The organism is Priestia koreensis (assembly GCF_022646885.1).
Lineage (GTDB): Bacteria > Bacillota > Bacilli > Bacillales > Bacillaceae_H > Bacillus_AG > Bacillus_AG koreensis_A.
On record NZ_CP061868.1, the window covers coordinates 1,887,026 to 1,899,388 of the forward strand.

10 protein-coding genes are annotated in these 12,363 nt (G+C 42.4%); 7 read left to right on the forward strand and 3 right to left on the reverse strand.

The genetic code is table 11. The features are described from left to right. The first annotated feature begins 278 nt into the window (after window positions 1-278). The 4 genes from IE339_RS09435 to IE339_RS09450 are packed head-to-tail and all read left to right on the forward strand — an operon-like array spanning window position 279 to window position 4,386. On the forward strand, window positions 279-1,382 hold the full coding sequence (locus tag IE339_RS09435; RefSeq protein WP_242175576.1) for a DegT/DnrJ/EryC1/StrS family aminotransferase: 1,104 nt from the start codon (window positions 279-281) through the stop codon (window positions 1,380-1,382). Between the two features lie 4 nt (window positions 1,383-1,386). After that, window positions 1,387-2,454: a Gfo/Idh/MocA family protein gene (locus IE339_RS09440; RefSeq protein ID WP_242175577.1), complete on the forward strand. Its 1,068-nt coding sequence runs from the start codon at window positions 1,387-1,389 to the stop codon at window positions 2,452-2,454. A 6-nt stretch (window positions 2,455-2,460) separates the two neighbouring features. Further along, window positions 2,461-3,402, forward strand: coding sequence for an NAD-dependent epimerase/dehydratase family protein (locus IE339_RS09445; protein WP_242175578.1), 942 nt, complete (start codon window positions 2,461-2,463; stop codon window positions 3,400-3,402). Continuing rightward, window positions 3,403-4,386: a glycosyltransferase family 4 protein gene (locus IE339_RS09450; protein WP_242175579.1), complete on the forward strand. Its 984-nt coding sequence runs from the start codon at window positions 3,403-3,405 to the stop codon at window positions 4,384-4,386. It begins immediately after the preceding gene. Window positions 4,387-4,428: 42 nt separating this feature from the next. On the opposite strand, the gene IE339_RS09455 is transcribed toward IE339_RS09450, so the two are convergent. Then, a complete protein-coding gene (locus IE339_RS09455) occupies window positions 4,429-5,400 on the reverse strand; it encodes a DUF4855 domain-containing protein (protein WP_242175580.1) in 972 nt (323 codons plus the stop codon). Window positions 5,401-5,538: 138 nt separating this feature from the next. On the opposite strand from IE339_RS09455, the gene IE339_RS09460 reads away from it, so the two are divergent. Together IE339_RS09460 and IE339_RS09465 are read left to right on the forward strand one after the other, a co-directional pair. Next, window positions 5,539-6,522 carry a glycosyltransferase family protein gene (locus tag IE339_RS09460; RefSeq protein WP_242175581.1) on the forward strand — a complete coding sequence of 328 codons (984 nt, stop codon included), beginning with the start codon at window positions 5,539-5,541 and terminating at the stop codon, window positions 6,520-6,522. A gap of 29 nt (window positions 6,523-6,551) precedes the next feature. Then, a complete protein-coding gene (locus IE339_RS09465; RefSeq protein WP_242175582.1) occupies window positions 6,552-7,247 on the forward strand; it encodes an N-acetyltransferase in 696 nt (231 codons plus the stop codon). Window positions 7,248-7,288: 41 nt separating this feature from the next. Here the strand turns inward: IE339_RS09465 and IE339_RS09470 are convergent, their stop codons facing one another. After that, the gene (locus IE339_RS09470) at window positions 7,289-8,617 is read right to left on the reverse strand and encodes a glycosyltransferase (RefSeq protein ID WP_242175583.1); all 1,329 of its coding nucleotides are present in this window, start codon (window positions 8,615-8,617) and stop codon (window positions 7,289-7,291) included. A 205-nt stretch (window positions 8,618-8,822) separates the two neighbouring features. Here IE339_RS09470 and IE339_RS09475 point away from each other — a divergent pair, with 205 nt between their 5' ends. After that, the gene (locus IE339_RS09475; protein WP_242175584.1) at window positions 8,823-9,911 is read left to right on the forward strand and encodes a glycosyltransferase; all 1,089 of its coding nucleotides are present in this window, start codon (window positions 8,823-8,825) and stop codon (window positions 9,909-9,911) included. Window positions 9,912-10,114: 203 nt separating this feature from the next. Here the strand turns inward: IE339_RS09475 and IE339_RS09480 are convergent, their stop codons facing one another. After that, window positions 10,115-12,169: an NTTRR-F1 domain gene (locus tag IE339_RS09480; protein ID WP_242175585.1), complete on the reverse strand. Its 2,055-nt coding sequence runs from the start codon at window positions 12,167-12,169 to the stop codon at window positions 10,115-10,117. Between the last annotated feature and the right edge of the window lie 194 nt (window positions 12,170-12,363).

Here is a 12,363-nt window from a genome sequence, read left to right on the forward strand (position 1 = left end):
TGCCGCTTATTACATACTATTTTCAATCTGTATAAAGGTGTCATGGAAAGGGGCATTTTTCATACAAGGTGAATATAATACAGAAATAAATCACTTAGGATGGTTGATTGCCGTGACAACCAGACGTTTTTTACATAGCTTATTGTGATTGGGTAAATGTGATAGAGAAATCCTATGCCCGAAAATTTCAGTTTGTTTTCGTGAAAAAGGCCTGATGCAGGACATAGGCATTCAAAAACGAACAACATGACACGACTTATATTAAAAAGGAGACTGCTATGATCAGCTTAGTAGACTTAAAAAGACAATTTCAATCCATTAAGGACGATATTTTAAAAGAAATTGAAGGGGTCATTGACGGGGGACAGTATATTTTAGGACCAAAGGTAAAAGAGTTAGAAGAGAAAATTGCCCAAAAGCTAGGTGTAAAAGAAGCGGTAGCCGTTGGGAACGGAACAGATGCGCTTGTTTTAACCTTAGATGCTCTCGGCATTAAAAGTGGAGACGAAGTGATTACGACACCGTTTACTTTTTTCGCTAGTGCAGAAGCCATTTCACGCGTAGGAGCAACACCGGTATTTGTTGACGTGGATCCTGTTACGTACAATATCGACCCCAAAAAAGTAGAAGAGGCGATTACATCTTCAACGAAGGCAATCATTCCTGTTCATATATTCGGTCAGCCAGCCGAGATGGATGACATTATGGAAATTGCGAAAAAACATCAATTATATGTGATTGAGGACGCATGTCAGGCGTTCGGCTCTTCTTATAAAGGACGCCGTACAGGAAGCCTAGGAGACGTGGCCTGCTTTTCCTTTTTTCCAACAAAAAACCTTGGAACATTAGGAGACGGCGGAATTATTACGACCTCCAACGAACAGCTAGCAGCGCGTATTCGGAAGTTAAGAATGCACGGAACATCGAAAAAGTATTACCACGATTCCATTGGCTATAACAGCCGATTAGATGAAATCCATGCAGCGATTCTGCTGGTTGTATTAGATAAAATTGATGGGTGGAATGAGAAGCGTAGAGAACATGCAGCATATTATCGCTCCCATCTAGCCCACCATCCTTTATTCACTCCTCCACAAGAATCCCGTCATCTCACCCATATTTATCACCTCTTTTGTTTAGGATCAACAAAGCGCAAGGAAATTATGGAGAAGCTTGCTGAACAAGATATTCAAAGCGGTGTGTACTATCCGCAATGTCTTCATTTGCAAGAAGTATATGCAGATCTTTCCTATAAAAAGGGAGACTTTCCTGTATCCGAGCGTTTATCCGAAACGCTGTTTGCCATTCCGCTTGATCCGTTCATCACGAAAGAAGAACAAGATGAGGTTATTGGCGTGCTTTTATCTGTAAAGGAGGTGTAAACGCTTGACTACATTTGGTTTAATTGGCTGCGGCTATATTTCAAAGCGGCACATTCAAAGCCTTGCTGAATGTCCGAATGCGTGTCTTGTAGCTGTTAGTGATATTCAAGAGGAGCGAATGAAACAAGCAGCCTCTTTATATCAAGAGAGCGCTGGGGCAAATTTGAGTATTCATCATTACGGAGACTATCATCATATGATGAAGGATTCTTCCATTGATGTCATTATTATTGCAACCTCTTCTTTATTACACGCTCCAATTGCAAAAGAAGCCATCGAACACGGTAAGCACGTTATTATTGAAAAACCGCTTGCTTTATCCATTGAAGATGCTAATGACATTATTGAATGGGGAAAAAAGCATAATCGACACGTGATGGTTTGTCATCAAATGCGCTTTCGTCCCATTATGCAAAAAATCAAAGATGTCGTTACGAGTGGGAAAATTGGGAAGCCGTACTTAGGGGTAGCCAGTATGCGAATTAATCGCTCTGAAGAATATTATACATCAGCTCCTTGGCGCGGAGATTGGGAAAAAGATGGTGGGATGCTGATCAATCAAGGCATTCACGTCATTGATTTATTACAGTGGTTTCTCGGTGATGTGAAATCTGTGTATGGGGATATTTCACGGTATCTATCCGTTAAAGAAACAGAAGACGTCGCACTGGGCGTGTTAACGTTTGAGAATGAAGCAAAGGGGATCATCGAAGCAAATGTCATCACCCAACCAAACAACATTGGTTATTCGCTTTCCATATTTGGTGAAAAAGGTACCATTTCAATAGAGGGGTCAGGTCTGGATATTATTACAAGATGGTACGTAGATGGAGAAGAAACCGATTCTGATGTGAACGAGCTGGTTAATGATCATTCGGAGCATCTATCCATGTACCAACAGTTTTTAGAAGTGATTAACACCCAGATAGGAACACCGTTAGTAAATGGAACAGAAGGAAAGAAGGCGTTAGAGACCATTTTTGCTCTCTATCAATCTGCTCTCGAGCAAAAGATCGTGACACTGCCTCTTGATCATTTTTCAACCGCACACATGAAGAGAAAGGAAGATTGATTCGTTATGAGCATGGGCACCATTTTAGTGACGGGAGGAGCAGGGTTTCTCGGTTCGCAGCTTGTAAAAAGACTACTGAAAGAAGCTGACCATATCTATGTCATTGATAACCTTGCAACCGGCAATAAGGCGGCGATTCCTACGTCCACGAAGATTACATTTTATGAAGAAAGCATTACGAACGAAGATTTGCTAAAGGACGTACTGCCGAAAGTAGACTATGTGTTTCACTTTGCATGTAAAAACTTAGTTAATTCAGTTGAGAACGTAAATGAAGATTTTTTAACAAACATGTACGGAGGCTACTTACTGCTTCAGCATGCGCATCAGTATGCCCAAAAGTTAAAACGATTTGTCTATGCCTCCACGGCTTCTGTATATGGTGATGCGGAGATTCTTCCAACACCTGAAACCTACTACAATATTAAACTACCGTATTCGGCAAGTAAATTTTCAACCGAGCATTATGCACAGGTTTACTATCACCTCTATCAGCTCCCGGTCGTAACGCTTCGTTTTTCCAACGTATATGGACCGGGCCAGCTTATTACAAATCCGTATTGCGGGGTTGTCGCAAAGTTTTTTGAAGCAGCTGAAGAAGGGGAACCGTTAGCCATTTTTGGTGATGGAAAGCAAACCCGAGATTTTACCTTCGTAGAAGACGCCATAGAAGCAACCTATATAGCGGCACTAGATGATCGCTCCATTGGTGGGGTATACAATGTAGGAACAGGCGTTGAAACGAACGTACTACAGCTTGCCAAACATATCCAAGAGGTGACGAATAAAAAAGGAAAGCTACAGTTCCTTCCGAAGCGACGAGTTGATGTGGTGACAAGGCGGAGAATGAACATTGGAAAGATTGAATCTGAGTTGAACTGGCGTAACAATCATACGCTAATTGAAGGTCTTGAAAAAACGTATAAATGGCTAAAAGGAGAGTATTAGATGAAGGTTTTCCATGGGACAACGGAAATTGCAGGTCAAATGGGTATTTTAAGTGAAGCACTGCAAAAGAAGGGTCACTATTCAATTGGATATAATACCTTTCACTCCTATTTAGGGTATGAGGATCATTTAGTCAATACGGATGAACAAACGATTGAGCAAGAACGGGAAAATATTATTCGGGCGTTCGACGTGTTTCATTTTCACTATGGAACGACGTTGTCACCAGGTTTCGAAGATTTAGAAAAGATTGCGCGATTAGGTAAGAAAATGGTGATGCATCATTGGGGAAATGATGTACGGTTTCATGATATAGCCCGTATCCACAATCCATATGTATACACAGGTGATTCACCTCCTAATGAAGTGATGCATGAAAGGTTAACCAAAATGACCCGCTATATTAAGCAAGCGATTGTACAGGATTATGAAATGGTTCCGTACGTTGAAAACTATTACGATCACGTTCACGTCGTGCCGATTGCGATTGATCTTTCTCAATTTACCCCTGCCTATCCTGATCCAATGAAAAAGCGTCCTTTGATTTTACATGCCCCAACAAATCCAGATTTTAAAGGAACGGCGCACGTTGAGAATGCCATTGAGCGATTGAGAAAAGAGTATGATTTTGACTACAAGCGCATCGAAAAGCTTAAGCATTCAGAAGCGATTGAGCTGTATAAGGAAGCAGATCTAATTATTGATCAAGTATTGTGTGGGTCACATGGTCTGCTTAGCGTAGAAACAATGGCGCTAGGAAAACCTGTTGTCACCTACATTCGGGAAGATTTAATCTCACGTTTTCCAAGTGAACTCCCAATCGTGAATGCAAACCCTGATACGTTATACGATCAGGTGAAGAAGCTTTTAGAAAACCCATCTTTAAGACGAACGCACGGAGAGCAGGGGCGTAAATATGTCGAAGCGTATCACAGTAGTGATGTCGTCATTGAGCAGCTACTAGCGATATACGAACAGCTATAAAAAACGGAGGGAGTACCTGTAGATAGGTACTCCCTCCGTTTTTTAACGTTTGAGGAACGAATAGAGGCTTTGATACAAAGATGGATTGCTGTAATAGAGATCACGTAGGTTTTGATTCGCAAAGTCACAGACAATAAGTGCCTTATCATATTCGTACGTGCTTGCTCCGTCTATATAGTCGGTAATGTGAGTGGCATTAAATGTAGGGCCTTTTCCAGCAATCATTTGAACACCTGTACGATGATATTTCGCATAGTTGGTCACGTGCATAATGTACTCGGAAGATATTTCTGTATTCCCATAGTAATTTGCACTTGCACTTGCTACATCAAATTCAAAAGACGTAATATCATAACATCCATATCCATTTAAATACGGAAGCCACATCGATAAGAGTTGCTTGCTTCGAACATATTGAACACTCGCTTTTACCAGTTCCTCATCTTCTTTAGGGATGGTTCCTCGTTGCCATACGAAGCCTTTTAAGCGTAGCTTATCGTGTAGATGAAAGCTGCTATTCCAGCGTGCAAGAAACGCGTCAATCCACCATTTAACTGCATCAAGGCGATCAGCAGGTGATTTGAAATTATAGAACCTTCCGTTTATCATCCCGAAGTTTTCTTGAAAGGTAAGCGGATAAGGAATGGTGATCCAAACGTCTGTATATTGTGCAAACGGCGTGTTTAATGAAAGGGCATCAAAATTATATCCTTTCGTAAAGTAACGATCTAATATAAAATCCCAGTCCTCTTTTTGAGCTAATTGTTCAAAGCCCGCGTACATAGGGTGAATGGAATAACCTTTTCGACCTTCATAAGCATTGAAAATAAATGATGTAAACATCCGATCAACCGGTTCGTTATTGACTAAATAAAACTGATAAGGTCGTAATTCTTCCATTGACCACTCATATTCAAGCGTTTCAGAGCCATATTCACCAAACGGCAGAATGCAAATGTGATTGTGAATATTTAGCTCTTCTGGCGTTTGAAATCCATAGGGACGAGTAGACAAATTAAATTCCCTCCTTTTTTAATTCTTATTAGTATATGACAAGAAGATAGAAATGGTCATGGTTGTCTGCGGATTTACAGGCATACAGATAACCACTTTCCTTCATATGAATATACTAATGGAGAAGGAGAGATGCAGATGAAAATTGTTCATGGGCCAACTGAAATAGCCGGACAGATGGGGATTTTATGCAAGCATTTACGTAAAAAAGGATACGATGTAGCGGGCTACAATTGGTTTCATAGTTACTTAAACTATAGTGGAGATATTGTAAGCACGGATGCCTACGAGATTGCTAGACACTTACCAGCGATAATTAGTAAGGGAGATTTGTTTCATTTTCATAATGGGGACACGTTTCTTTTAGGGGGCGGAGATCTTCCCCTCATCAAGGGAGCGGGTAAAAAAATGATTATGCACCACTGGGGGAATGATGTTCGGACAACAACGAATGTGGCAAAGCTTAATTCATATCCGCTTCCACCTAGTTATCTAACCGATGAGGAAATTCATCAGCGCTTAGTGCAGTTCTCAAGTTATATGGACCACGTTATTGTACAGGATTATGAGATGGTGCCTCATGTAAAGGACTATTATAAAAACGTGCACGTTCTTCCGCTAGCTTGTAATATCGAAAATTTCCAGGCTTCTTATCCATCCGCAACAAATGCAGTACCAAAAATTATTCATGCGCCGACCAATCGTGAGTTTAAAGGGTCTTCATACGTAGAAAATGCGATTGAACGACTAAAAGGAGATCATTCCTTTTTATACCAGACGATTGAAAAGAAAAGTCATAAAGAGGCGACCGAAATGTACGCGCAGTCCGACATCGTGATTGATCAATTGCTATGCGGGACTCATGGAATGCTGAGCGTAGAAGCGATGGCGATGGGAAAAGTGGTAATCGCTTATATTCGTGATGACGTAAAGGCTTATTTACCGCCGGATCTTCCGATTGTTATTGCAACACCTGAAACGATTTACGACGTGCTTTCAGCATTAATCAAAGATCCTGTACGCCGCAACAAGATTGGTATCGCAAGCAGAGCGTACGCGGAAAAATATCATGCAGCAGAAAAAGTCGTTGATCAGCTCATTTCCATCTACAATACCATTTAAAATATGAAAAAAAGTAAGGAGAGCTTAGTATGATTCATCCATCAGCTGTTATTGGAGATCAGGTTGTTTTAGGGGAAGGCGTCGTCATCGAAGAAAATGTGACCATTGGGGATCATGTGACCATTGGTCATCATGTTGTGATTAAAAAGGATACTCAAATCGGTAGTCACGTTGAAATTGCTGATTTAACGGTGTTAGGGAAAAATACGTCTTCAAATAAAAAAATGGCTCGAAAGCCAGGAAAACAGCTAGGTCCACTTCTTATCGGTGATCATGTTCGAGTAGGGTGTAATAGCGTAATTTACCGAGGAACGTCGCTTGAGAGCGGCGTATTCGTAGGAGATTTATCGAGTATTCGGGAACATGTAACCGTTGGTGAAGACAGTATTATTGGTCGAAACGCTATTGTTGAAACGAATACAACAATCGGTCGTCGTGTTACCATTCAAACGGGTTGCTACATTACAGCCGATATGATCATTGAAGACGAAGTATTTATCGGACCGTGTTGTTCAACGTCTAATGATATGTATATGGGGATGGGCAATTATGAGCATCAGGGTCCCATTATCAAAAAAGGGGCGAAAATTGGAAACAACGCAACGCTTCTTCCAGGAATTACGATTGGGGAAAACGCCATCGTAGGAGCAGGTACAGTCGTAGTGAAGGATGTACTTGATCATCATACAGTGGTTGGAAACCCTGGTCGTATTATTAAAAAGTAGAAAAAAGGGACATTTCTTGTTAACAAGAAGGGTCCCTTTTACTATTTGATTCGTGTATATAAATCTAACAGCGTAGCGCTATTTTTGATCATATCGTGGTGTTCCTCTACGTAAATACGTCCCTGTTTGCCGATACCCATAAGACCGTCTTGATTTTCAAGGCACTGTTTAATGATTTCGGTAATGGTATCAGGATTTGCAGAAATAATTGGAAGGGAATCTGGATAATGTTCCTTCATATAGTCACTAATCCAGCAGATGACAGGCTTCCCCATCGCCATACATTCCACGGCCAAAAGACCGTAGCTTCCAATATGGAGCTGATCAATGATTAAATCTGCACGCTCATACATCTTTTTCGCTTCTTCATGAGACTTTCCCTGAATGAGTTCAAAATCAAAATCATACGTTAGCTTTAGATGTTCAATAGCCTTCGTAATGTAGGAAGTTCCTTTTACAAGGGGAGAGGTTGGAGCGTGAACGATTAGCGGTTTGTTGTTTTGTTTAGGTTCAACGAGGCCGTAATGAGTTAAATCAATGGAAGAAGGGAGGATGTGAACGTGCTCATAGTAGTCCTTTACATACTGAGCTAATTCCATATCTGGAACGATACAATGTTGAAATGAGTGACCAAGTCTTGCTAGATTACGACGAATGCCTGTCTCGTCTTGGTTTTTAACAACGACGTATGGATTTGTCTGCTTGGCAAGTGAACCTATGCGTGCATCACTTCCCCAATGATGCATCAGCAGCTTTTTATTATCATTTTTTAGTATTGGAATATCAGAAGCATCCCATGTTAAACACGTACCAAAATGAAAATGAAACAGATCAAATTGATCACACAGTTCTTGGGAGAGCTTTCTGAGTTTCTCATTTAAAGAAGGCGTGTTTTTTTGATCAAGCAATGACCACGTGTAGTCAGACGTATAGCCTAAATAATAAGGGTAGTAGTTTAATGTTTTAGCATAAACATCGTGATAATGAAGTCCTTTTGCTAACGTGTGCATTTGATTAGCAATTTCAATGGAACCTTGGAGAACACGAAGGTCTTCGTTTTTATGGTTAAATGATGAGGTTGTATGAAGCGATTGAAGCGTTTGTTTTATTTTCCATTCTCTTTCTTGCGTAGATTTTGATAGAGAAACATATTTTTTAAGCGCCTGATTTGATGGAAACTGTTCATGACCACGCCAAAACCAAAGCCATGCGTTCTCAACCATTGACATCTCTAAATAAGCGATTCCCGTTAATAAATACAGTTCAGGTGAGTTCGGACCATTTTTTTGCAGAACTTGAAGCAAATCAAATGCTTTGCTGTATTCTTTTGAGTGAATGTGCTTTGCAATGTGTGAAATAAGGTTATTCAAAGAAACCCTCCTTAGCTTTGTCTTTCTATTATTATATGTAGAAAGAAGATGACTGCGCATGGAAAGACGAGAATGGGGCTACTTATCCTAGCTATTGAGTGCACCATTTAAGCGCTATATTAATATTCTATAAAGAACGGGTAAAAATCGGTGATATAAACAAGCGCTGAAATTTAATTTTTTGTAGAGAGAAAGGCGGGTATACATGGTTAGCATTAGCTTATGTATGATTGTGAAAAATGAGGAAGCGCTCTTAGCACGGTGTCTTGATACGGTAAAGGATATTGTGGATGAAATAAACATCGTTGATACAGGTTCAACGGATCGGACGGTTGAAATTGCTAAGGAATATACGGACCGGATATTTTTCTTTGAATGGATTGGGAATTTTGGAGCGGCGCGAAACGAATCATTTAAATACGCTACATGTGACTACATTTTGTTTTTAGATGCAGATGACGTATTGTTAGAGGAAGATCAACGAAAGTTAAAGGAATTAAAAGAAACGCTTGATCCTTCTGTTGATTCTGTTTCTATGTATTATGATGCAGGAACAGATGAATTTGGGAACGTGACGCTTCGCTATCGTCGCAATCGATTAATTAAGCGCTCTCGAAATTTTGTTTGGAAAGGTGATGCTCACCAATACTTAGAAGTGTACGGGAACGTTATTAACGCAGACATTTCCGTTACGCATAAAAAGGAAAAGCACTCTGTTGGACGGACATTAGGTATTTATCAGAAGAAAATCGATCGAGGAGATGAATTCTCTCCGCGTGATCATTTCTACTATGGAAACGAGCTTCGCGAAAATGGCCATTATGAAAAAGCGATTGAGAGCTACGATAAAAATATTAGCATGGCTGAAGGCTGGATAGAAGATAAGGTGTATGCGTGTATTAATAAAGCGGACTGTTATCGGTTTTTAGGTGATCTTGACAATGAGCTTAAGTCATTGTTTCAATCGTTTGAGTTTTCGAAGACGCCAAGAGCAGAGGCAACTAGTAGAATCGGCTACAACTTTCAAGTGAAAGAGGATTACGAATCAGCCGTATACTGGTATGATGTTGCGACAAAACAAAAGGCAGATCCAAATCAGTGGAGCTTCAGCTACCCTGCTTACTACACATGGTATCCGCATTTACAAATGTGTCTGTGCTACTACAGACTCGGAAATTTTGCCAAATCGTATTATCATAACGAACAAGCAAGAACTTATCGACCAGAGGATCAGCGAATTGTTAATAATAAGGCGCTGTTAGAGGGGAAACTAGGATTGGAGAAAGAAAAGTAACAACATAACCATTTTTGTCTGGACAAACGCTAGTGATCCACATTGAGCATATATGAAAGTTAATTAATATTGAAATCCAAATCTCTAACTACTTAGGGCATAATAGTTAGAGGTTTGGATTTTTTATTATTTGTCTAAAAGATCAAAAAGACCAAGAAACCTGAGGCTTCTTGGTGAAATGTTGTGAATATATTCCTTTTTGGTTAGGATAATCTAACAATCGTTAATGCAGCACCTGCACCGTTTTGAAGTGTCGCTGCACCTAACAAGCCAAAGAATTGAAGTGTAATGGTGCTTCCAGCAGCTAAAGTAACGATAACATCGGCATTAAATTCTGAAATACTTAACACAGGGTTGACTGTAGAAGCAAGGTTAGGAGCACCGTTAATAATTAAACGAGAACCTAATAATAAAGCAGCGGTCGTTTTTGCTTGATACGTAATATAGTATCTACCAGCAGTTGGAACTGTAAAGACTGTATTCGTACCGTCAACTGTAATACCGCCTGATAAGTCTTGTGCATTTGGAAGAGGAACAGACGTACCACCTAATACAACTGCGATAACACCACCACCTGTATTAGCCGCAAATCCGGAGGTGTTGGTAACGCCAGGGCCAGTAGGACCAGCAGCACCGGTAGGACCAGCAGCGCCAGTAGGGCCAGCAGCGCCAGTAGGACCAGCAACACCAGTAGGACCAGCAACACCAGTAGGACCGGCAGCGCCAGTAGGACCAGCAACACCAGTAGGACCAGCAACACCAGTAGGACCAGCAGCGCCAGTAGGGCCAGCAGCACCAGTAGGACCGGCAACACCAGTAGGACCAGCAGCACCAGTAGGACCAGCAACACCAGTAGGACCAGCAGCACCAGTAGGACCAGCAGCGCCAGTAGGACCAGCAACGCCAGTAGGACCGGCAACACCAGTAGGACCAGCAGCACCAGTAGGACCAGCAGCGCCAGTAGGACCAGCAACGCCAGTAGGGCCAGCAGCACCAGTAGGACCGGCAACACCAGTAGGGCCAGCAGCGCCAGTAGGGCCAGCAGCACCAGTAGGACCGGCAACACCAGTAGGACCGGCAACACCAGTAGGACCGGCAGCGCCAGTAGGACCAGCAGCGCCAGTAGGACCAGCAACACCAGTAGGACCAGCAGCGCCAGTAGGACCAGCAACGCCAGTAGGACCAGCAGCACCAGTAGGACCGGCAACACCAGTAGGACCAGCAGCGCCAGTAGGACCAGCAACACCAGTAGGACCAGCAGCGCCAGTAGGACCAGCAGCACCAGTAGGACCGGCAACACCAGTAGGACCAGCAGCGCCAGTAGGACCGGCAACACCAGTAGGACCGGCAACACCAGTAGGACCAGCAGCACCAGTAGGACCGGCAACACCAGTAGGACCGGCAACACCAGTAGGACCAGCAGCACCGGTAGGACCAGCAGCACCAGTAGGACCAGCGGCGCCAGTAGGACCGGCAGCACCAGCAGCACCAGTAGGACCGGCAACACCAGTAGGACCAGCAGCACCAGTAGGACCAGCAACACCAGTAGGACCAGCAGCGCCAGTAGGACCAGCAGCGCCAGTAGGACCAGCAGCACCAGTAGGACCGGCAGCACCGGTAGGACCAGCAGCACCAGTAGGACCGGCAGCACCAGTAGGACCGGCAGGACCAGTAGGACCGGCAGCACCAGTAGGACCGGCAGCACCAGTAGGACCGGCAGCACCAGTAGGACCAGCAGCACCAGTAGGACCAGCAGGGCCAGTAGGGCCAACGCTACCGCCGCCAGTAGCAGTAAGAAGCTCTACATCATCAAATACTAGATCAGCAACTCCCACACCTGGAAGTTTATTTACTAGGACAAGTGCTTGAGTAGTACCGGCAGGAGCTGGAGATGTATTACGATAAGTCTCAAGCCATGTGTCATTAATTGTAATGTCAGGAATACGATCAATATCAATGCTTTCGATAACACCGTATCCTAAGAAGTTGAATGCAGCATCGTAATAGCTAACTTGTAAAGTAGCTGCTGGTGGTGTTCCAGGTCCTAGTTTCCCAATTGAAACTAAAAACTCGAAGCTTTCACCAGGAGATGCAGGCACAAATTGATAAAGAAATGAGTTAACTGTTCCTCCCTGTAAGATGACAGAGAAGAAACCGGTATGAGAATAGTCTCTTGTGATCGTTCCATTTAACGAAACCCAAGGTGCTAGACTACCGGTTTCAAAGCTACTATTGATAACGAGATTATTAATACCCAAATTTTTACCTCCATTCGTTTCAATAAAAGTCGCTCGAGGAAAATTCCTCTATACATACTATGTAATCTGGAACAGAGGGTCACGACTAGTGTCCATGGTTGTTTTGCTCAAAAATAAAGAACTCGCCTTTATCTCCATGTGAGAAGGTATGACGAGTTCTTATGTTATGCTTTAACTTTAATAAGATGATATAC

Excerpts from the sequence above, each read along its gene's own strand:
- IE339_RS09450 (WP_242175579.1), top strand. The coding sequence starts at position 3,403 with ATGAAGGTTTTCCATGGGACAACGGAAATTGCAGGTCAAATGGGTATT.
- IE339_RS09475 (WP_242175584.1), top strand. The coding sequence starts at position 8,823 with ATGGTTAGCATTAGCTTATGTATGATTGTGAAAAATGAGGAAGCGCTC.
- IE339_RS09435 (WP_242175576.1), top strand. The coding sequence starts at position 279 with ATGATCAGCTTAGTAGACTTAAAAAGACAATTTCAATCCATTAAGGAC.
- IE339_RS09465 (WP_242175582.1), top strand. The coding sequence starts at position 6,552 with ATGATTCATCCATCAGCTGTTATTGGAGATCAGGTTGTTTTAGGGGAA.
- IE339_RS09460 (WP_242175581.1), top strand. The coding sequence starts at position 5,539 with ATGAAAATTGTTCATGGGCCAACTGAAATAGCCGGACAGATGGGGATT.
- IE339_RS09445 (WP_242175578.1), top strand. The coding sequence starts at position 2,461 with ATGAGCATGGGCACCATTTTAGTGACGGGAGGAGCAGGGTTTCTCGGT.